General features: G+C 71.7%; 21 protein-coding genes and 1 pseudogene. 10 read left to right on the top strand and 12 right to left on the bottom strand.

Annotated features, from left to right (window positions below; all coding sequences use genetic code 11):
- Positions 1–216: 216 nt before the first annotated feature.
- The 3 genes from Vqi01_RS20770 (at position 217) to Vqi01_RS20780 (ending at position 2,487) form a co-directional block, all read left to right on the top strand.
- Entirely contained in the window at positions 217–402 is a 186-nt protein-coding gene (locus Vqi01_RS20770; RefSeq protein WP_204036548.1) for a DNA-binding protein, read from the top strand.
- Positions 403–552: 150 nt separating this feature from the next.
- Entirely contained in the window at positions 553–1,596 is a 1,044-nt protein-coding gene (locus tag Vqi01_RS20775; RefSeq protein WP_204036493.1) for a DUF4192 domain-containing protein, read from the top strand.
- Between the two features lie 180 nt (positions 1,597–1,776).
- Positions 1,777–2,487: a GAP family protein gene (locus tag Vqi01_RS20780; protein ID WP_204036494.1), complete on the top strand. Its 711-nt coding sequence runs from the start codon at positions 1,777–1,779 to the stop codon at positions 2,485–2,487.
- Here Vqi01_RS20780 and fdhD read toward each other — a convergent pair whose 3' ends face one another.
- Positions 2,488–3,342: a formate dehydrogenase accessory sulfurtransferase FdhD gene (gene fdhD / locus Vqi01_RS20785; protein ID WP_204036495.1), complete on the bottom strand. Its 855-nt coding sequence runs from the start codon at positions 3,340–3,342 to the stop codon at positions 2,488–2,490.
- Between the two features lie 396 nt (positions 3,343–3,738).
- On the opposite strand from fdhD, the gene mobA reads away from it, so the two are divergent.
- The 3 genes from mobA (at position 3,739) to Vqi01_RS20805 (ending at position 6,063) form a co-directional block, all read left to right on the top strand.
- The gene (mobA, locus tag Vqi01_RS30910; protein WP_239098548.1) at positions 3,739–4,599 is read left to right on the top strand and encodes a molybdenum cofactor guanylyltransferase; all 861 of its coding nucleotides are present in this window, start codon (positions 3,739–3,741) and stop codon (positions 4,597–4,599) included.
- The gene (locus Vqi01_RS20800; protein WP_204036496.1) at positions 4,596–4,853 is read left to right on the top strand and encodes a DUF6457 domain-containing protein; all 258 of its coding nucleotides are present in this window, start codon (positions 4,596–4,598) and stop codon (positions 4,851–4,853) included. The genes mobA and Vqi01_RS20800 overlap by 4 nt, the downstream gene beginning before the upstream one ends.
- A 91-nt stretch (positions 4,854–4,944) precedes the next feature.
- Entirely contained in the window at positions 4,945–6,063 is a 1,119-nt protein-coding gene (locus Vqi01_RS20805; RefSeq protein ID WP_204036497.1) for a T3SS (YopN, CesT) and YbjN peptide-binding chaperone 1, read from the top strand.
- A gap of 6 nt (positions 6,064–6,069) precedes the next feature.
- Here Vqi01_RS20805 and Vqi01_RS20810 read toward each other — a convergent pair whose 3' ends face one another.
- From Vqi01_RS20810 to Vqi01_RS20820, 3 genes are all read right to left on the bottom strand, one after another.
- Positions 6,070–7,020 carry a zinc-binding dehydrogenase gene (locus Vqi01_RS20810; RefSeq protein WP_239098549.1) on the bottom strand — a complete coding sequence of 317 codons (951 nt, stop codon included), beginning with the start codon at positions 7,018–7,020 and terminating at the stop codon, positions 6,070–6,072.
- A gap of 220 nt (positions 7,021–7,240) precedes the next feature.
- Entirely contained in the window at positions 7,241–9,166 is a 1,926-nt protein-coding gene (locus tag Vqi01_RS20815; RefSeq protein WP_204036499.1) for a beta-propeller domain-containing protein, read from the bottom strand.
- 51 nt (positions 9,167–9,217) lie between these two features.
- A complete protein-coding gene (locus Vqi01_RS20820; protein ID WP_204036500.1) occupies positions 9,218–9,676 on the bottom strand; it encodes an Lrp/AsnC family transcriptional regulator in 459 nt (152 codons plus the stop codon).
- Positions 9,677–9,735: 59 nt separating this feature from the next.
- Between Vqi01_RS20820 and ddaH the strand changes: the two genes are divergently transcribed.
- The gene (gene ddaH, locus Vqi01_RS20825; RefSeq protein WP_372444393.1) at positions 9,736–10,569 is read left to right on the top strand and encodes a dimethylargininase; all 834 of its coding nucleotides are present in this window, start codon (positions 9,736–9,738) and stop codon (positions 10,567–10,569) included.
- A 37-nt stretch (positions 10,570–10,606) separates the two neighbouring features.
- Here the strand turns inward: ddaH and Vqi01_RS20830 are convergent, their stop codons facing one another.
- Positions 10,607–11,806 carry an ABC transporter substrate-binding protein gene (locus Vqi01_RS20830; RefSeq protein WP_204036501.1) on the bottom strand — a complete coding sequence of 400 codons (1,200 nt, stop codon included), beginning with the start codon at positions 11,804–11,806 and terminating at the stop codon, positions 10,607–10,609.
- Between the two features lie 19 nt (positions 11,807–11,825).
- Positions 11,826–12,683, bottom strand: a complete 858-nt coding sequence (locus Vqi01_RS20835; RefSeq protein ID WP_204036502.1) for an alpha/beta hydrolase family protein — start codon at positions 12,681–12,683, stop codon at positions 11,826–11,828.
- 166 nt (positions 12,684–12,849) lie between these two features.
- On the opposite strand from Vqi01_RS20835, the gene Vqi01_RS20840 reads away from it, so the two are divergent.
- Complete coding sequence (locus tag Vqi01_RS20840; RefSeq protein WP_204036503.1) at positions 12,850–13,443, top strand: bacterial proteasome activator family protein; 594 nt, start codon at positions 12,850–12,852, stop codon at positions 13,441–13,443.
- Between the two features lie 71 nt (positions 13,444–13,514).
- On the opposite strand, the gene Vqi01_RS20845 is transcribed toward Vqi01_RS20840, so the two are convergent.
- The 3 genes from Vqi01_RS20845 to Vqi01_RS20855 form a co-directional block, all read right to left on the bottom strand.
- Complete coding sequence (locus Vqi01_RS20845; protein ID WP_204036504.1) at positions 13,515–14,330, bottom strand: HAD family hydrolase; 816 nt, start codon at positions 14,328–14,330, stop codon at positions 13,515–13,517.
- Entirely contained in the window at positions 14,330–15,151 is an 822-nt protein-coding gene (locus Vqi01_RS20850) for an HAD family hydrolase (RefSeq protein ID WP_204036505.1), read from the bottom strand. Before Vqi01_RS20850 ends, Vqi01_RS20845 begins: the two co-directional genes overlap by 1 nt.
- Before the next feature lie 159 nt (positions 15,152–15,310).
- Entirely contained in the window at positions 15,311–16,045 is a 735-nt protein-coding gene (locus tag Vqi01_RS20855; protein WP_204036506.1) for a hypothetical protein, read from the bottom strand.
- 140 nt (positions 16,046–16,185) lie between these two features.
- On the opposite strand from Vqi01_RS20855, the gene Vqi01_RS20860 reads away from it, so the two are divergent.
- Positions 16,186–16,617: an OsmC family protein gene (locus tag Vqi01_RS20860; RefSeq protein WP_204036507.1), complete on the top strand. Its 432-nt coding sequence runs from the start codon at positions 16,186–16,188 to the stop codon at positions 16,615–16,617.
- Positions 16,618–16,750: 133 nt separating this feature from the next.
- On the top strand, positions 16,751–17,089 hold the full coding sequence (locus tag Vqi01_RS20865) for a metallopeptidase family protein (RefSeq protein ID WP_204036544.1): 339 nt from the start codon (positions 16,751–16,753) through the stop codon (positions 17,087–17,089).
- 17 nt (positions 17,090–17,106) lie between these two features.
- Here Vqi01_RS20865 and pheA read toward each other — a convergent pair whose 3' ends face one another.
- From pheA to Vqi01_RS20880, 3 genes and pseudogenes are all read right to left on the bottom strand, one after another.
- Positions 17,107–18,063 (bottom strand): prephenate dehydratase, encoded by a 957-nt coding sequence (gene pheA, locus Vqi01_RS20870; protein WP_204036508.1) that lies wholly within the window; start codon positions 18,061–18,063, stop codon positions 17,107–17,109.
- Positions 18,064–18,215: 152 nt separating this feature from the next.
- Positions 18,216–18,767, bottom strand: a pseudogene (locus Vqi01_RS20875) (hypothetical protein); the annotation flags it as partial.
- Between the two features lie 67 nt (positions 18,768–18,834).
- Positions 18,835–19,293: a PAS domain-containing protein gene (locus tag Vqi01_RS20880; protein ID WP_204036509.1), complete on the bottom strand. Its 459-nt coding sequence runs from the start codon at positions 19,291–19,293 to the stop codon at positions 18,835–18,837.
- Positions 19,294–19,405: the final 112 nt, after the last annotated feature.

Raw genomic sequence — 19,405 nt, forward strand, 5'->3', positions numbered from 1 at the left:
TGCGCACAGGACACCGCAACTCGCGGTCTCAACCGCCCCGGAAACCCCAACATGCCGCAAGCCGTGCCACCCTAGGACGGGATAGGCCGACATGCCGCAACCTGTGCCCGCCCTGGGTACCCGAACACCCCGAGATGCCGCAACCCGCGCCGTCCATATCCCAGGCACAGGGTAAGTTGCCTACCCGGTTCACCGGAGGGTCCGCCCGTGCGGGTCATGGCGCTTTCCGAGGTCGCCCAGTATCTGGGCGTCTCGCGTCAGCGGGCCGTGATCCTGGTCGACCGGCCGGATTTCCCCGCGCCCATCGACACGCTCACCGTCGGCCGGATCTGGGATGCTGCCGACGTGCGGACGTACGCCAAGCTGCGCCGGCAGCGCCTCGCTGACTCAGAAGGCGACTGACGACGCCTGCTGCGTGCCGTCGCCCAGCTGCTCACCCAGCAACGTCCTCGATCGGCCCTGAGCAGGAAAACTACCGTGAGTAGCTGTGGATAACCCGCGTGTCGTCCACAGGGACAGCGGCGGGCGCCGGCCGGCTCGCAGGCTGTTCCCATGAACTCGACCGACCTTCCTCGGCTCACCGTCCGCTCACCCGCCGACCTGATTGCCGCCGTGCCGTACCTGCTCGGCTTCCATCCGGCCGACAGCCTCGTGGTGGTGGCGCTCTCCGGCTCGCGGATCGTCTTCGCCGCCCGTGGCGATTTGCCCGGCGATGCCGATCCCCGCGAGGCGGCGGCGCACATCGCCGCTGTGACCGCCCGGCAGGGTGCCGACTCGGCCACCGTGATCGGGTACGGTCCCGCCGCCCAGGTGACTCCGGCGCTCGACGCGCTCCGGGACGCGTTGACCGACGCCGGGCTGGCTGTCCTCGATGCCCTGCGGGTCACCGGCGGACGCTGGTGGTCGTACCTCTGCACCGAGCCGGACTGCTGTCCGCCGGAGGGCAGCCCGTACGACCCCCGGGCCAGCGCCGTCCCAGCGGCGGCCGTCTTCGCCGGCCAGGTCGCGCTGCCCGACCGGGACGCGCTCGCCTCGCAGGTGGCGCCGGTCGGGGACGCGACGATGCGGCCCGCCGTCGAGCGGGCGGAGCAGCGGTTGAGCGACCTGCTCGCCGGAGCACCCGCGAACGACCTGCTCGGTGGGCGGGCGCTGCGTGCGGCCGGCGTGGCCGCCCACCGCGCCGCCCGTCGCCGGCACCGCAGCGGCGAGCGCCTGACCGACGACGAGGTGGCCTGGCTGTGCCTGCTGCTGACCCACCTTCCGGTACGCGACCACGCCTGGGAGCGCACCGACGGCCGGGTCGAGGACGTGGCGTTCTGGACCGAGATCCTGCGCCGGGCCGAGCCGGAGCTGATCGCCGCACCCGGCGCGCTGCTGGCCTTCGCCGCATGGCGGGACGGGCAGGGTGCGCTAGCGGCGGTGGCGCTGGAGCGCGTGCTGGCCGAGCACCCCGACTACTCGCTCGCGCTGCTGATGGACGACCTGCTCCGTCGCGGTGTGCCGCCGTCGCGGCTGGACGGCTGGCCCGCGGACGGGACGACGGCGGTGCCGCGCCGGGCCAGGGGAAGGCGCCGCCCCCGTCGCCGTCCCCGATGAACGCCGCCGTCCCCGATGAACGCCGCCGAACCCGACCACGCCGCCCCCAGACGATCACGTCGTCGCCGGTCGGGCCAGAAGACGCCGACCAGGGGCGGCAGGAGGGCCGGCGGCGTGGCCGTCAGGGGTAGCGGTGGTACCGGATAATCGCGGGATGTCCGAACAGGCACCGGATACCGAATGAGTGCCGTCCTGCTGCTCTCCCTCGCCGGCCTTGCCCTGATCGACAGCACCAGCATCGGGACCCTGTTCATCCCGGTCTGGCTGCTGCTCGCCCCCGGCCCGGTCAGTGTCCGGCGGATGCTGACCTACCTCGGCACGATTGCCGGTTTCTACTTCCTGGTCGGACTGTTGCTCTACTTCGGTGGCACGGGGTTGGCCGAGGCGCTGGGCGGGGCGCTGGACAACCGGCCAGTGCTCTGGGGCCAGTTGGCGCTCGGGGTCGGCTTGTTCGTGCTGAGCTTTCGTTACGACGGCAAGCGTGGTGCGGGTAGCGGCCGGGTGCTGCGGTGGCGGGACCGGGTCACCGCGGGTGACTCGTCGGCGCGTTGGCTGGTCGGGCTGGCGGTGTTCGCCGCGCTCGCCGAGGTGGCGACGATGCTGCCGTACCTCGGCGCACTCGGGCTGCTGACCACCTCAGGTCTGGGCGTACCGACCGTGGTGGCGCTGCTGGGGGCGTACTGCCTGGTCATGGTGCTGCCGGCGGTGCTGCTGCTCGGTGCGCGGGTGGCCTGGCCGAGGCGGGTCGAGCCGCTGCTCGGCCGGCTCAACGCGTGGATCGTCCGGTCGTCGGGGAGCATGCTCGGCTGGGTGCTGGGCATTGCCGGCTTCCTGATCGCCCGGGACGCCGCCGTCCGGCTGGGACTGTTCGAGATGCTCGCAAACCGCTGATCAGCCTTTCACCCGGTGTGGGCCGGTGTAGACGTTCATCGTGCGGCCGCGCAGGAAACCGACCAGGGTCAGCCCGGCCTCGGCGGCCAGGTCGACCGCGAGCGTGCTCGGTGCCGAGACCGCTGCGAGCAGCGGCAGCCCGGCCATCCACGCCTTCTGGGTCAGCTCGAAGCTGGCCCGGCCGGAGACCAGCAGGACGTGCCCGGCCAGCGGCAGTCGGCGCTCGCGTACCGCCCAGCCGACCACCTTGTCCACCGCGTTGTGCCGTCCTACATCCTCGCGGAGCACCACCAGTTCGCCGGCGGCGGTGAACAGGCCCGCGGCGTGCAGCCCGCCGGTACGGTCGAAGCCGCGCTGTCCGGCACGCAGTCGTTCCGGCAGCTCGGCCAACATCTCGGCCGGCACGGTCAGTGGGTCGTCGGCCACCGTGAACAGTGACCGGGTACGCACCGCGTCGATGCTCTCCTTGCCGCACACCCCGCAGGCGCTGGTGGTGTGGAAATGGCGGCTCGCCTGGGCGGTCGGCTCCGGCACGCCAGGCGCCAGCGTCACGTCGACCACGTTGTAGGTGTTCGGCGTCTCGGCACCCGAGCACAGCTGCGCGGTGAACACGTCGTCCGCCGACCGGATCAGCCCTTCGGTGAGCAGGAACCCGATGGCCAGATCAAGGTCGGCACCCGGGGTACGCATGGTGACCGCGAGCGGCGGTCGTCGGCTCGGTCCGGCCGCACCGACCCGGATCTCCAGCGGCTCCTCCACCGCGAGGCTGTCCGGCCGCCGCACCCGCCCTCGCCCGCCACCACTCGCGTCGAGGTCCACGCGAAGCACCCCGCGCCGCTCACTAGCCCGTCCCACCCCACCATCCTGCCCGCCCCCCAAGCCGAAAACCCACCCTCCCCCGCACACCCCCCTCCGCCACCAGCCTCGCTCGCCGGCAATCGTCGCGGTCGGGGTCGCGGCGGGGGCCGCGGCGGGGGCCGGCGGCGATCTTGCACTTATGGTCGGCGATTCACGGGTATTTGTTCGTGTTCGTGCCGACAAAAAGTGCAAGATCGCGGTCTCGGTGAACGGCCTCGTAGGCGTGAAGACCTGCATCGGCGGGGTGTCGCTCGATCTATTGCTTTGAGCAGGCAATCTTGGACACTTTCGGCCCTCGGAGGGGCCACTCTGGTCCAAGATCCCCCGGTGGGGAGGCGTGGGGACGATCAAAAAGGTAACGAGGGTGGGTGAGGAGCGAGTTAGCGTGGCGGGGTGAGGGCGTACGCGGCGGTGGTGCTTGCGGGCGGCGCGGCGCGGCGAATGGGTGGGCGGGACAAGCCGGGGCTGCCGGTCGGCGGGGTGCCGATGCGCGAGCGGGTGCTCGCCGAGGTGGCTGACGCGTCGCCCCGGATCCTGGTCGGCCCTGGACCGGCACCCGCAGGGGTACGCCTGACCCGGGAGGTGCCACCGGGAGGCGGCCCGGTCGCCGCCATCGCCGCCGGGCTGGCCCTGCTCGACGCCGACGTACCGGCTGTCGCTCTGCTCGCGGCCGACCTGCCGTTGCTGACCCGCTCCGCCGTCGGCGAGCTGCTGCGCCGTCTTGACGAGCCACCCGTCGGCGAGCTGCTGCGTCGCCTCGACGATCGACCCGTCGGTGGGCTGCTGCGTCGCCTCGACGAGCCACCCGCGGACGTGCTCGGCACGGTCGACGGGGTGTGCTTCGTCGATGGGGTCGGGCGGCGGCAGACGCTCTGCGGCGTGTGGCGCCCGGACGCCCTGCGCACCGCCGTCCATCAGCTCGCCGCCCGACGTGGCGTGGAACGGCGTGGCGTGGAACGACGTGGTGTCGAAGTCGCGGCCCGGCGTTGCGGCGAAATCGTCGTCGGGCAGGGATATCAACCTGTCGACCCGCGGGCGGCCGAGCCCGTCGATCCGCGGGCGGCCGAGCCCCTCGCCCCGCAGGCTGTCGAGCCCGTCGACCTGCTCGGTTCGGGACTGGCCGGTGCGTCGCTGCGGGAGTTGCTCGGCGGGCTCGCCGTACGTGAGGTGACGTGGTCCGGCGGCGGCCCGCCGCCATGGTTCGACTGCGACACTGAGCGCGACGTACGCCAGGCAGAGGAGTGGATGCGATGACCGTTATGGACGACTGGGTCACGGCGGCCTGCGCGGAGTTGGACCTCGACCCGGCGCTGGTGCCGGTGCCGGCCGTGCTCGACCTTGCCAGGGACGTGGCCCATCAGGTGCTGCGACCGGGCGCCCCGGTCACCGCGTACCTGCTCGGTCTGGCCGTCGGTCGCGGCGCGGATCCCGCCGCGGCGGCCGCCCGCCTCGCCGAGCTGGCCGGCACCTGGCCGGTCGAACTGGGCGGTGAACGTTCCACCGACTGACGTCCTGCGCATCGACCCTGTCCGATCACCGTCCGGGCCGATCCGTCTCCCGGTCCGCTCGGTAGGGTGACCGGAACGGACGGAGGCGATCATGACGGCAGACCACCCCTCGGCGCCGCCCGACACACCGGCGCAGCAGCATCCGCTGGCGCAGCACGGCACCCCGGCGCACCACGAGTCGATCCTGCTCGACGAACCGAGCACGGCCGACCTGCGGGCGAAGGTGACCCAGGCGTGGCAGGAGTTCGCCCGGGCGCTGGCCGACCGGCTGGCCGCTCTGCCGCCGGGAGCGCACGTTGAGCTGACCCTGGATCCGACCGCCTCCGGCACCGATGATGCCGTCTACTCCGTCGGCGTCGACATCGGCTCCGACGGTCGGTTCGAGGCCCGAGCGGTGGGCAACGCGGCCCTGCCGCAGGGGCACCGGCTGGACCGGGCGGCTGTCGCCGACATGGTCGCGCTGGGCTGGTCACCACCGGGCGTGGTGGAGGGCTCGGGGGACCAGTTCGGGCTGCACTGCGCGGCCGGGGAGAACAGCCGGCTGGCCGCCCTGCTGTCGCGTACCCTGCGTGACATCTACGGTGCCCCGCACCCGGCCTTCCTGGTCTATCTGATCGAGGACGCCGATGGTGAGTCGCTGCCCGGACCACCGCTCGGCACCGCGCGCAGCGGGTCCGGCCTGGTTCGGGAGATCGCGACGGACCTGGAAGAGGCGCTGGCCGGCGCTGGTGAGGCCGGCGCGGAGACCGAGGTGCTGGAGTTGGCCGAGCGGGTCCGGACGGTCGTCTCGACGATGCTCCGGTCGGACTCGGACCGGGTCCAGGTGGACTCCGACGGTGACATCAACATCCGCGCCGGATCGGCGATGGTCTTCGTCCGGGTCCGCGACAATCCACCGCTGGTCGACGTCTTCTCCCCGGTGCTCACCGAGGTCGAGCCCACCGAGCGGTTGTACGTCAAGCTCTCCGAGCTGACCAACCGGATGCCCATCGGGCGCCTCTACTGCGCCGATGACACCGTGTGGGCATCGATTCCGGTCTTCGGCCGGAACTTCCAACCCACCCACCTGATGCTCGCCGTGCAGGTGATGACCGGTCTCGCCGACGAGTTGGACGACCGACTGCACGGCGAGTTCGGCGGCAAGCGCTTCTTCAGCGAGGGGGACACGCCGGTCCGGCGGGGGGAGCACCGCACCGGCATGTACCTGTGAGCCCGGTCAGCGCAGGTCGAGCAGGGTCTTGCCGACGGTCGCCCGGGAGCCGATCGCTGCGTGCGCGTCGGCCGCACGTTCCAGCGGGAACCGCTGCCCGATCACCGCGCGGAGCCGGCCGGCCGCCGCCTCCGCCAGCGCCCGCTCGGTGTACGCCCGCAGCTGCTGCGGCGTCGGCGTCGGCCGGATCAACGTCACGCCCCGCTCGGCGGCCGTCTCCTCGCTGATGTCGGCCCATTCGCCGCTGGCCAGCCCGAAGCTGAGCATCCGGCCGCCCGGGTCGAGTAGCTCGAACGCCGCCCGGCCGACCGTGCCGCCCACCCCGTCGAAGACGACGTCGACTCCGCCGATTTCCGCGCGCACCCGGTCGGCCCAGTTTGGCTTCAGGTAGTCGACGGCGACCTGCGCGCCCCACCTGGGCAGCAGCGCCACCTTTCGGGCTCCACCGGCGAGCCCGATCACCCGCGTGCCGGCCGCGCCCGCCAGCTGGACCAGCAGGCTGCCCACTCCACCGGCGGCGGCCTCGACCAGCACCCGATCGCCCGCCCGAAGCCCGGCCGCGTCGGTCAGCATCAGCGCGGTACGCCCGTCGGCGAGCACTGCGACCGCCTCGTCGAGTGGCAATCCCTCCGGTACCGGTACGGGCGCGGTGGCGTCGACCACGACCTGCTCGGCGTACGCTCCGGACCCGCCGGTGCTGGTGACCACCCGGCGACCGACCAGGCCCGGGTCGGCGTCCGGCCCGACCGCGCCGATCACGCCGCCCACCCCGTTGCCGGGGATCACCGGCAGCGGAGCGGACGGAAAAGGCCCGAAGCCGGTGGCCCGGAACAGGGTCTCCACGAAGGTGATGTTGACGTGTGCCACGTCGATGAGTACCTGACCCGGGCCGGGTACCGGATCGGGCGCCGGACCCGGCACCAACATCTCCGGCCCGCCGAACTCGCGCAACCACACCGCCCGCACATCTCCCCCTCACCGGTCTGCCGAAGCTCAGTGGACTACCTCAACCAAGGTTGAGGTCAAGGCGGGCAGGCCGGAGAACCCGACGGTCAAGGCGGGCGGGGCCGGGAAACCCCGACGGCCAAGGCGGGCGGGGCCGGGAAACCCCGACTGTCAAGGCGGGTGGGGCCCGGAAACCCCGACGAAACCGGGCCCCACCCACGGCGAGGAAGGTTCAGGTCGCGGCGATCCAGTGCAGGCTCTGCGCCGTGGTCGGATCGGTGGCCCGTAGGCCCGCCTCGGAGACGGTCCAGAGCACGTCACCGATCACCAGCGATCGGCGCACCGGCGGTGACCACGTCGACCGACCGTCGTCCTGCCGTACGGCGGGGTGGGTCACCTCGCCGATCTCGCTGATCGTGTCGCCGCTGACGCGCAGCAGCCGGACGCCGTCATCGACGGGTATCGCCAGCAGGCCGGTGTCCGGCCAGTACAGAAAGGCGTGTGGATCGTGCTCGGCCCTGGACCAGGCGCGGGGCAGGTGCCACTGGTCGAGCCGGGTCGGCCGGGCCGGATCGCGGACGTCGAAGAGGGACACCTGCACACCCTCGGTCCGCCCCTCCCGGTCGGCCTCCTGACCCACCCCGAGCAGCCGTGCGTCGGGCAGCGGATGCAGGTACGCCGAGTAGCCGGTGATCTTCAACTCGCCGGTGACCCTCGGTGCGGTCGGGTCGGCCAGGTCGAGGGAGTAGAGCGGGTCGGTCTGCCGGAAGGTGACCACGTACGCGACCGGCCCGAGGTAGCGCACCGAGTAGATGCGCTCGCCCCGGCCCAACCCACCGACCATCCCGGTCGGCGCCAGCGCGGCACCCTCGCGGCGCAGCACCCGCACGGCGGACTCGGAGGTCCGGCCCTCGCCCCACAGGTCACCGGTGGTGGTGGCCACCCGCAGGTGACCGTCCCATTCGGAGAGGGCGTACTGGTTGATCAACCAGCCGGGCACGGAGCCGGCGGCCAGGAACCGGGGACGGCCGGGCGTACCGGTGTCGAACTGGTAGATCTCGGTGACCTGATCGTCCGGCGACGGCCGTCCACGGGGCGTGAGGGTCATCGGCATCGGTCGTTGGCCAGCCAGGTAGAGGCTGGTCGCCGTGCCGTAGACGGTGTCGGCGTCGGCCACGACGCCGACCGGATCGCCGTCGCCGAGCCGATCGGCGGTGAGGTCGAAGCTGAGCACGGTGAGGGTGGACGAGGCACTCATCCGCTTCGGGCGGCTGAGCCGGTCACAGCCGACCCGTCCGGTGTGCCGCTCGCTTCCGGCCGTCCACTCGTACTCCGGCAGCCATGCCTCGATGCCGGCCCGGGCGATCACCTTGCGGTTGTGTTCGGCCCGGACCCGGTCGCTGCCCTTGACGTCGAACGGGAAATCCAGGCGGGCGCTCGCGCGGACCACCACCCGGGCGGTGTCGCCGGTCAGCCGGGCGTCGACGGTGCTGCCCTGGATCCGGTACGTGCCGAGCAGCCGGGGCGCGCCGGCCAGGTCGACCAGCAACAGGCGGGTGGCACCGACCCGTCGGACGGACCGGAAGGCGTCGGCCGGGCCCAACGTGTCCTCGGCCAGCACCAGCGCACGGTCACCGAGCAGCAGGAGCGGGTGCTCGGCCCAGCGCAACTCCTCCCGGCCATCGGTCAGGTCGAGTTTTCCGATGAGCCGACGGTTGACCGGGTCGACCACCCGCAGCACGCCATTGGTGGCCGTGACGATCCGCCGGCCGTCGGTCTTGACCAGATCGGGCTCGTCCACGCCGGCCTCGTGGTTGTTCGTCGTCGAGTGCTGTGCTCCGGGGGCCGGGCCGGCCGATTTGCCTTGTGCGTCGGCGAAGGTGCGTGCGCTCGATTCGGCGCTGAGTGCCGCCCGGTCGCCGAAGAGCATCGCCTCACCGGCGAAACCGTAGGGGCCGACCGCTGCGCTGGCCGCCGCGCGCAGTTCGGTGAGGGCGTCGGCGCAGGAGTCGAAGTAGGCCAGGCTGACCGGCACCATCGACAATGTGGCGCTGCCGCCTCCGGACGGCATCGGGGCCGGCGCGGCCACACTGGAGGCGAGCAGGGTGAGCGCCACCAGCGATCCGCCGGCTGCGGCGAGCTTGCTTCCCCGTCTCATGGCCGGTTCGACGCGGCCACCGCGCATTTGGTTCCCGCCGTCGTCACGTGGTCAGCGGGTGGACGGTCCGACGCCGGGGGACTCGACCAGCCGGGACAGCACGATGGTGCTCCGGGAGGAGGTCACGAACGTCTCCGCCCGCAGCCGTTCCAACGCCTCCTCCAAGTGGGCGATGTCGGCGGCGCGCAGGTGCACCAGCGCGTCGGCCTCCCCGGAGACGGTGTAGGCCCCGACCACCTCCGGGTGCCGCCGGACGGCCGCCCCGATCTGGGCCGGAGTGGTCCGGCCGGCGCAGAACAGCTCGACGAACGCCTCAGTGGTCCAACCGACTGCCGCGGGGTCAACGATCGTGGTGAATCCCCTGATCACCCCGGCCGCCCGTAAGCGGTCGACCCGTCGCTTCACCGCCGGGGCGGAGAGTGACACCCGAGAGCCGATGTCTGCGTACGATGCGCGAGCGTCTGCGACCAGCAACGCAATGATTCGCTGGTCTACGGCGTCGATCTGCAATGTTCCGCCTCAAATAAGCAATGGTTCTGGCTGTTCCGGAAGTCCTACCCTACCTACTCTTGGTCACCGTGGAACAGCAGCGAGTGCCGCGAAAGCGGACATACCTCATGTGCTCGCCCGAGCACTTCGCGGTCGAGTACGCGATCAATCCGTGGATGGACGTGACCGCCCCGGTCGACTCGGAGCTGGCGGTCAAGCAGTGGGATCGCCTGCGGGAGACCCTGGTCGGCCTCGGTCATGAGGTCCATCTGCTGACCCCCGAGCCCGGCCTGCCCGACATGGTCTACGCCGCCAACGGGGCGTTCGTGGTGGACGGGACGGTCTACGGTGCGCGGTTCAAGCACCACCAGCGGACCGCCGAGGCGGCGGCGCATCGAGCCTTCTACGAGTCGCAGGGTTGGCGGTTCGTCGCGCCGAACGAGACGAACGAGGGCGAGGGCGACTTCGCGTACCTCCCGGAGGCGCACGGCGGGCTGATCCTGGCCGGGTACGGGTTCCGCACCGAACTGGCCGCGCACGCGGAGGCGCAGGAGGCGCTGGGCCGGCCGGTGGTCTCGCTGCGGCTGGTCGACCCGCGCTTCTACCACCTGGACGTGGCGCTCGCCTCGATCGACGACGCAAACGTCGTCTACTACCCGGGCGCGTTCTCCGCGGCCAGCCAGAAAGTGCTCGCTCAGCTCTTCCCGGATGCCGTGCTCGCGGACGCCGACGACGCCCTCGCCTTCGGCCTGAACCTGGTCAGCGACGGTGCCAACGTGGTGCTCAACAGCGAGGCGACCCGGCTTGCCGGCCGGCTCAAGGCGGCCGGCTACACGCCGGTGCCGGTGGAGTTGACCGAACTCAAGAAGGGCGGCGGCAGCGTCAAGTGCTGCATCGCCGAGCTGCGGCACTGAGCCATCCGCAGGCGCGGCGTCACTCGCCCGCACCCCGTCAGCCGAGCGTGGCCAGCTCGTTGACCAGCACGTTCGACAGCACCTGGCCGTCGCGCTGCACCTCGCGCAGATACCACTTCTGCTGTGGGGTGCGCGGCTGGTTGAACTGCCACACGCCGCGCGGGCTGTCGATCTGGCCGATCCGGCCCAGCGCGAGGTTGACCTGCTGCGGCGTGAGTGTCGGGCCGGCGAGGCGGATCGCCTGGTCGAGCACGTTGGCCGCGTCGTAGGAGGCCATCGCGTACGTCGTCGGCGAGACGTTGTGCTTCTTGCGGTACGCCGAGGCGAACCGCCGATTCGCCGCGTTGTTGAGGTCGGCGGAGTAGTTCAACGCCGTGCGGATGCCCAGCGCGTCGCTCGATGGCCGGATGCTCTCCAGCACCGGGCCCTCGGTGAGGAAACCGGGCGCGTAGATGGTGCCCCGGAAGCCGGCGTCGCGCAGCTGCATCACGAACTGGGCCGCCGCCGTGCCGGAATAGGCGCAGAAGACGACCGTGGGGTTGCGGCGAAGCGCCCGGCCGATGTCGGAGACGTAGGCGGTCTTACTCGGGTTCGGGCTGTTGGACGTCCAGGTCACCGGGTCGGCGATGCGCGGGTCGGACTCGCCGAACTCCTGGCGGAACCCGCGCAGCACGTCCTCCACCCCGAAGGCCGCCTCCGGCAGGATCATTGCAACTCGGTCGCCCTGTCCCAGCTCGTCCCTGAGGTAGCGGCCGAGCGCCCGGCCCGCCTCGTCGAGCACGTACGAGGTACGCCAGATGTAGACGACGCTCTGCAGGCTGGTGGGCGATGCGTTCGAACCGATCAGTGGGACCCGGGCCTGCTCGATGAAATCCCGGATGCCGACCATGACCGACGAGCTGGCGACCCCGGTCAGGGCGAGCACGCCCTGCTTGATCAGCCCGTCGGCGGCGGCCTGGCCGCTCTTGGCGCTGTTGCCCTCGTCCGCCACGAGCAGGTCGACCGGGCGGCCGCCGAGGCTGTCGTCGTTGAGTTCCAGGTACAGCTGGAAGCCGTTGTTGAGTTCGTCGCCGATGGCTTTGCCGGGGCCGGACTGCGGCGCGATCAGGCCGATCTTGATCGGCTCGACGGAGGCGGTGTCGGTCTTCTCGGTGTCGGAGCCGCAGCCGGCGGCGAGTCCCCCCGTACCGAGTGCAGCCAGCAGCTGGAGTGCCCGCCTGCGGTTCATCTGCGACACCGGGTTCCCTTTCAAAGACTCACCGGGCGGCCGTTCGCCCCTCCGGCGTTCTACCTGCTCGGCGACGGTGCGTCAATGGCTGTTGATCTTCAAGTAACGACCGCAATGCGCTGGTTATCTTTGGCCAGGCCGTCGACTCCGGGTCGATAAGACCGAAATGTTCACATTCCGGCAGTTCGACAAGGTGCATATCGGCACCCACTGCCTGAGCTGCGGCGACGTACGAGCGGCTCAATTCGACCGGGACCTGTTGATCCAGAGTGCCATGGATCACCACGGTCCGTGATGGGAGAGATGTCAGGGCACGTGGATCGGCCTCCGCGTACCGCTCGGGCACCTCGGCGGGCCCGCCGCCCAGCAACGCGGCCACCGCACCGGCGTCCAGGTCCAGTCGGTACGCCTCGGCCAGGTCGGCGACCGGGGCGAGGGCGAGCACTCCGCCGACGGCGGCCGGCGCCCGCGCTGCCGCGTACAGCGCGAGGTGCCCACCGGCCGAGTGACCGACCAGGATCGCCCGCGCCGGCGCGACCTGGCCGGGCAGGGCGGCGGCAGCCAGCCGGGGCAGCGCGGTCACCCCGGACAGCACGTCACTGAGCGTGCCCGGCCAGCCGCCGCCCGGCTGCCCCGTCCGGCGATATTCCAACTGGGCGACCGGGTGCCCGAGCGCCGCCAGCGCGGCGGCCAGCGGGCCGGTGTGCCGCCGGTCGTACTCGACCCGCCAGAACCCGCCGTGCACCACGATCAACAGCGGCCGGGGCGGGCCATCGCCGGCCGGCCGCCGCAGATCGGCGATCTGGTCGGGATGCTCACCGTAGGCGACGGTCATCTCCGGCTCGGGAGCTGGCCGGGTCAGCACGGCGCGTGGGTCGAGTGACATCGGCCGACGGTAGCGCGATTCGTCATGGATCAGCAGGTGGCACCTGTCGGCCGGGTGGGCCGAGAGCCGGTTCACCCGGTGCGGTGGACCGGAAGCCGTTCCTCTCAGACAGGCGGGATGCGGGCCGGGGGGCGTCGAGCAAGTCCGCTGGGTAAAGATTGATGCCATGACCGAAGCACGCTCCGCTGGACAAGACGACGAGCCCGGCCGGGACGGCACCGGGCACCCCGGCACGGTGGTGGTGGTCGGGCCGGACGGCCGACCGGTTGGCACGATGCACACCGACGACGGACCGGGTGAGGATCCGTCCCGCCTGGTCGAGCAACCGGCCAAGGTCATGCGGATCGGCAGCATGATCAAGCAACTGCTGGAGGAGGTCAAGGCGGCCCCTCTCGACGACGCCAGCCGACACCGGATGCGCGAGATCCATCAGCGGTCGATCGTCGAGCTGAAGGAAGGGCTGGCTCCCGAGCTGCGCGAGGAACTCGAACGGATATCCCTGCCGTTCACCGAGGACCAGGCGCCCAGCGAGGGCGAACTGCGGATCGCCCACGCCCAGCTCGTCGGCTGGTTGGAAGGGCTGTTCCACGGCATCCAGGCCGCCCTGGTCGCTCAGCAGATGGCGGCCCGCGTGCAGCTTGAGCAGATGCGTTCCGGCCGGCAGGCGCTGCCCAGCGGGCCGGGCGGGGCGGCGCTGCCGGGGATGCCCGGCCTCGGGCACCAGGGCGGCGAGGGCCACAGCACCGGCCAGTACCTCTGACGGAAGGCCCGTCCGAGCGACCGCGACCGCGCGGGCCGACGATGGTCGGGCCGCGCGGTCCGGCGGCCGGCTCAGTCCGCCCCGAAAACCTTCTCCAGGTACGCCGCGACCCCGTCCGTGGAGTTCGCCGAGGTGACCTCGTCGGCGACGGCCAGCACGGCGGGGTGCGCGTTGGCCACCGCCACCGCCCGGCCGGCCCAGGTCAGCATCGGCACGTCGTTCGGCATGTCGCCGAAAGCCAGCACGTCGCTCGCCGCGATCCCGATCCGGTGGCAGTACCAGGCCAGGCCGGCCGCCTTGGTCACGCCGGCCGCCGAGATCTCCACCAGGCCGGAGCGCGAGGAGTGGGTGGCCTCGGCCAGTCCGGCGAGGGCACCGGCGATCAACTGGGTGAACCGGTCCGGATCCCGGTGCCCCTCAGCTCGGGCCAGCAGCTTCACCGCTGGCAGCGAGAGGAGCTCCTCGGGGGTCTCCACCACCCGGATCGCCGTGTCGTCAGCGTCCCAGCGCAGCGGGTAGTGCGTCTCGTGCCGCATCTGCCGGCTGTCGAGGATCTCCACCGCGAGGCTCACCCCCGGCACTTCGGCCCGTAGCCGGCGAGCCACCTCGGCGAGCAGCTCCGGGGCCAGCGGGTCGGCCCGCAGCACCTCGTCGTTGATCGGGTCGTAGACCACCGCACCGTTGGCGCAGACCGCGGGCAGCGGCTCGGCCAGCTGGTCGTAGACCAGTCGGAGCCAGCGGATCGGGCGGCCGGTGACCAGCACGACCGGCGTGCCCCGGGCGGAGATCCGGGCCAGCACGGCGGCGGTGTGGGCACTGAGCGTACGGTCGTCACGAAGCAGCGTGCCGTCGATGTCGCTGGCGACCAGGCCTGGCGTCGAGTCCATCACCTGGACAGTAGCCGGTCCAGATAGACCGCTACACCGTCGTCGTCATTGCGCAAGGTGATCTCGTCGGCGGCGGCCCGCAGCGCCGGATGGGCGTTCGCGACCGCCACCCGGCCCCAGCCGGCCCACTCGAACATCGGCAGGTCGTTGGGCATGTCGCCGAAGACCAGCACCTCGGCGGGATCCACGCCGAGGCGCTGCGCCACCACGCTCAGCCCGGTCGCCTTGTCCGTCCCGGGCGGGCAGATCTCGATGAAGCCCAGGCCGGCCTGGGTGAGCGTGGCGATCTGCGGCGGGACGATCTCCTGGGCGATCGCCAGCAACTCGTCCACGTGATGGTCGGCGGTCCGGGCGAACGCCTTGATCACATCGCCGGCGAGGCACTCGTCGCGGGTGCGTACCTCGAACCGGTCCTGGTAGGGCCAGGCCGGGTGGTAGTCGCCCCAGAGTGGGGCGTCGTGCTCCTCGGACGCCTCGACCATCACCGTCAGCGGGCCGACCGCCGCCTCCAGGTCGGCCAGCAGCGTGGCCAGCACCTCGCTGGTGAGACGCTCGTCACGCAGCACCACCGGCCCGGCCGGGTCGCTCTGGTCGACGACCCGGCCGCCGCCGGCCATCACCAGGAAGTCCGCAGCACGGATGTCGTTGCGGGTCAGCTCGGTCAGTCGGGGACCGCGACCGGTCGCGCCGACCACCGGGATGCCGGCGGCGCGGACCCGGTCGAGGACCGCGTGAGTGTACGCCGAGACGGTGTCGTCGCTGCGTACGAGCGTTCCGTCGAGGTCGGTGGCGATCAGCTTGGGCAGGCCCGGGCGGGTCAACGTTCCTCCTTTGCCCGCCGCCGTGGCGGCCAGCCGACGGTCATGGCTGGACGACCCGGCGTGACGGCGGGCAGCAACCGTATCTCGCGGAACGGGCCGCAACCATGACTTCCCGGCTAATCGGGTGCCAACGGACGGCGGATCGCAGGTGGGCGTCGCTCAGCCGATCGAACCTGGACGGGGTGGTGCCTCCCGGGCGAAGGGCACGGTCGGCGTGACGGTGATATCAACCCTTTGGCCCTGCTCGTCCGGCTCCGCGTCGTTCGTGCCGGAACGGTGACGGCGCGGGCGGCCTTCCGGCTCGGCGGCAGACTCGGCCGGCTGCGGAACCGCCCGGGCGAGCGCGGCGGCGAAGAGCAGGACGGCGGCGAAGGCCATCACCAGTCCCCGCCCATGCTCGATCTTGAAGCCGTCCTCGGCAGAGTAGAACGGGACCCGCCGGCTGTCGTCGAGCGTGGCCGCGGTCGCCGCCAGCACCGCGAGCAGGCCCGCGGCCAGGGCGAGGCCGGCCACCCGAGCGTTGGCTCGCACGACGGCGGTGCCGCGCAGCGCGAGCGCGACCACGGCTGCCAGCACGAGGATCCCGACCACATAACCGACGGCCAGCCCGCCGAGCTCGGACACGCTGCTGGGCACCTGGACCGGGGTGACCCCGTCGTGCTCGTTGGCGGGAAGCGTGACCGTCACCCATTCGCCGAGCAGCGAGACCAGGGCGGCCAGGGCGCCGAGGCCGGCCAGCAGCAGCGGCCCTCGGTGATCGCCGCCGAGGCCGGAGATGGCCCGACGGAGCCGCCCGATGGCCGACGACTGCTCATCCTCCGTGCCCCACTCGACGACGCTGGTGCCGTCGGCGCGCTCGTCCTGCCGAGGGATGGGGAGGTCGTGGGCCGTCACTCACTCACCTCTCCTCATGAGACCGCGCCAGGTCTGTGTCGAATGATGGCACAGTTCGTCGTCAGCGCCGGGGAACCTGGCACAGGCAAGCCGGACCGGTCGGTCGCCGAACGGGGCGTCGGTGCACTAGCGTCGGGTGCATGCCTATCCGTACCGCTTCCGCACGCTGGCAGGGAAATCTTCCCGAGGGTTCCGGCACCATCCGCACCGGCAAGGGCGGGCTGCAGGGGAACTACTCCTTCAAGTCCCGCTTCGAGGAGGGAGAGGGCACCAACCCCGAGGAGTTGATCGGCGCTGCCCACGCCGGCTGCTTCTCGATGGCCTTCTCCAAGGCGCTCGCCGAGGCCGGCACGACGCCGACCTCCGTCGAAACCACGGCGAAGGTGCACCTGGACAAGACCGATGCCGGCTTCACCGTGACCCGGATCGACCTGGACACCGTCGGTGAGGTGCCCGGCATCGACGAGGCGAAGTTCGCCGAACTGGCCGAGACCGCCAAGCAGAACTGTCCGATCTCCCGCCTGCTCTCGCCCGGCGCCGAGATCACCCTGACCGCCCGACTCACCTCCTGACCCTCTTCGCCGCCCGACCCCGCGCCGATCTTGCACTTCTGGTCGCCGAAATGTCCCGTTGATGGCTTTTCGTCGCGACCGTGAGTGCAAGATCGGCGCATAGGTGGGGAAGAATGGCGGCGTGGCGGTCGAGATGGGGCGCGAGCGGTTCGAAGAACTGGTGGGGGAGGCGCTGGACGAGGTTCCGGAGGAACTGCTGGCGCTGATGAACAACGTGGTGATCCTGGTGGAGGACGATCCACCCCCCGGAGAGGACCTGCTCGGGCTCTACGAGGGGCACGCGTTGACCGATCGGGGCTGGGATTACGCCGGCGTCCTGCCGGACCGCATCCTGATCTACCGCAACCCGATCCTGCGCATCTGCGACACCGAGGATGACGTCATCGACGAGGTGGCCGTGACCGTGGTGCACGAGATCGCCCATCACTTCGGCATCGACGACGCGCGCCTGCACGAACTCGGCTGGGGCTGAGGGCCGGCCCCGGTTGCTCAGCTCAGCTCGCCGGCGCGCAGCCGGGCGAGCCAGGCGGCGGCGTCCGCGTAGTCGGCGTCGGAGAGGCCGGCCGGGGCGGAAACCGGGCGCTCGCCCGTCGTCGGATTCCACCGGTGCCGGGGGTACGAGCCGAGAAAGCGCAGGTCGGCGCAGACCCGGCGCAACCCCTGCAACGCCTCGCCGAGCCGGGCGTCGGCCACGTGACCGGTGCAGTCGAGGAAGAACACGTATCGCCCGAGCGCCTCGCCGGTGGGCCGGGACTCGATCCGGCTCAGGTTGACGCCGCGGACCGCCAATTCCATCAGCACGGACAGCAACGCACCCACCCGGTCGTGCGCGATGTACACCGCGAGGGACGTCACGTCGTCGCCGGTGGGTGGCGGTGGTGGACCTGGCCGGGACAGCAGCGCGAACCGGGTCACCGCATCGGGGTGGTCGGCGATCTTGTCGGCCAGCACGACGAGCCGATGCCGGGTCGCGCCGATCGGGGCGCAGATGGCCGCGTCGTACTCGCCGGTGGCCGCGCCGGCTGCCGCCGCGCCGTTGGAGAGCACGTCGACCACGACCGCGTCCGGCAGGTGTGCGCGCAGCCAGCCCCGGCACTGGGTGGACGCCTGGGGATGGGCGGCGACGGTCCGTACGGCCGGCAGGGGCGTGCCCGTACGCGCGCCGAGGACGAACTCCACCGGCAGGATCACCTCGCGGGTGATGACCAACGGATCTCCCTCGGCCAACTCGTCGAGGGTCACCCCGACCGCGCCTCCGATCGAGTTCTCCAACGGCACCAGCGCGGCATCGGCATCCCCGGCGCGGACCGCCTCCAGGGCCTCGCCGACGCTGCGGGCCGGCGTACGGGTGCCGTGCTCGGCGGCGGGCACGGTGCGCAGTGCCTGCTCGGCGAAGGTGCCCTCGGGCCCGAGGTAGACGAAACGTATCGGCGGCGTTCCCGGCATGGCGCCCAGCCTACGCACCCTGGTTTGGACGAGGAGGCCTACCGCGCCGACCCGGCGATCGTCGGCGTCGGAGTCGGGAAGAACGGCGTCGGTACGACCGTCGTCGGTGCGGCCGGCATCGTGGGTGCTGGCGGCGGCACCCCTTCCGAGACTCCGTCGCCGCAGGCCAGCGTCCGGATCCCGGGCGGACTGGTGACGCGTACCTCGATCGAGCACACGTCGGTGCCGGCGGTGACCAGGCGCAGGGTCCCGGCCTGGTCACGGGTGACCACCTGGAGTGGCTCGTACCCGGTCACGTCGAGGGCGGTGAACTGCCAGTCGGCGGCGCAGAGCGGGCCGTTGCGTACGCGTACCTTGGCGTCCCGAGGCAGCAGGTCACGGCGGCCACGCACCAGGTCGATGATCCGCTGCCGCGTCGGTCCGCCCCGGCAGGCGGCCGCCACCAGGCCCGCGTCGGCGGTCGGGCTGGGCGCCACCGTAGCCGGTAGCCCGGTGGTCGGTGGCGGTGTCGACGCGGCGGGACCGGTCGCACTCGGGGTGGCCGCCCGGGTGGGCAGGCCCGGCGTGGGGTCACTCAGCTCCGGGGGCGTGCCACAGCCGGCCAGCAGGAGCGCGACCAGCGCCAGCGCGGCGGGTGACCGTCGACGCTTGAACGGATCGAGACCGTACGACGGACGACCGGCGGCGGCGCGACGGACGGGCATGGGCGGCACGTGGCGGTCCTCAGGGCAAGCAGCGAGCATCGGGGTGGCCGAGCCCATGGTAGGAGGATCAGACCTCGGAGAAGAAGGTCAGTGAGCCCGCGACCGCCCCGTCGGCGAGCACCGGCGTGGAGATGGCATCGACCGTCGCGTCGGTTGTGCCCTCCCCAGCGGCCTCGATCCTGAGCAGGCCACGGGCCAGCCGACCGGAGGTGAGCGCGAGCAACGGCGGAATCTTGTCGATCTCGGGATCGGCCAACTCGCCCCGGTTGGCGGTGAAATCCAGCAGGCGCAGCCCACCTTCGAGCAGCGGCAGCCCGATCAGTTCTTCCGGCGTGCCCAGGCAGAGCAGCTCGCAGCCGGCGGCGGAGACGGCCAGCACCCGGGTCTCGGCATCGATCAAAAGGCAGGGCTCGTCAGCGCTGGAGACCGTCGCGGACCAGCGGCCGATGTTGTCGCACCCCGGCTCTGGCGGTGTCCTCGTCGTGGGCGCGAACACTTCCGAGAGCGAGAGTTCGACGTGGGCCACCGCGCCTCCTATGTACACCGATGGTACGTCCACGCTAGCCGGTCGTCGCGGCGCTCGCCGACCGTGCGCTGGGCATCCGTGCCGTCGGTGCTGATCGGTGCCGGGTTTGGCG

Source organism: Micromonospora qiuiae (genome assembly GCF_016863555.1).
In the GTDB taxonomy this organism is placed as follows: domain Bacteria; phylum Actinomycetota; class Actinomycetes; order Mycobacteriales; family Micromonosporaceae; genus Micromonospora; species Micromonospora qiuiae.

Bases quoted from the DNA above. Each gene is read 5' to 3' on its own strand.
- Vqi01_RS20770 (WP_204036548.1), top strand. From the start codon at position 217: ATGGCGCTTTCCGAGGTCGCCCAGTATCTGGGCGTCTCGCGTCAGCGG.
- Vqi01_RS20775 (WP_204036493.1), top strand. From the start codon at position 553: ATGAACTCGACCGACCTTCCTCGGCTCACCGTCCGCTCACCCGCCGAC.
- Vqi01_RS20780 (WP_204036494.1), top strand. From the start codon at position 1,777: ATGAGTGCCGTCCTGCTGCTCTCCCTCGCCGGCCTTGCCCTGATCGAC.
- Vqi01_RS20800 (WP_204036496.1), top strand. From the start codon at position 4,596: ATGACCGTTATGGACGACTGGGTCACGGCGGCCTGCGCGGAGTTGGAC.
- Vqi01_RS20805 (WP_204036497.1), top strand. From the start codon at position 4,945: ATGACGGCAGACCACCCCTCGGCGCCGCCCGACACACCGGCGCAGCAG.
- Vqi01_RS20815 (WP_204036499.1), bottom strand. From the start codon at position 9,166: ATGAGACGGGGAAGCAAGCTCGCCGCAGCCGGCGGATCGCTGGTGGCG.
- Vqi01_RS20835 (WP_204036502.1), bottom strand. From the start codon at position 12,683: ATGTCACTCGACCCACGCGCCGTGCTGACCCGGCCAGCTCCCGAGCCG.
- Vqi01_RS20840 (WP_204036503.1), top strand. From the start codon at position 12,850: ATGACCGAAGCACGCTCCGCTGGACAAGACGACGAGCCCGGCCGGGAC.
- Vqi01_RS20845 (WP_204036504.1), bottom strand. From the start codon at position 14,330: ATGGACTCGACGCCAGGCCTGGTCGCCAGCGACATCGACGGCACGCTG.
- Vqi01_RS20860 (WP_204036507.1), top strand. From the start codon at position 16,186: ATGCCTATCCGTACCGCTTCCGCACGCTGGCAGGGAAATCTTCCCGAG.
- Vqi01_RS20865 (WP_204036544.1), top strand. From the start codon at position 16,751: ATGGGGCGCGAGCGGTTCGAAGAACTGGTGGGGGAGGCGCTGGACGAG.
- pheA (WP_204036508.1), bottom strand. From the start codon at position 18,063: ATGCCGGGAACGCCGCCGATACGTTTCGTCTACCTCGGGCCCGAGGGC.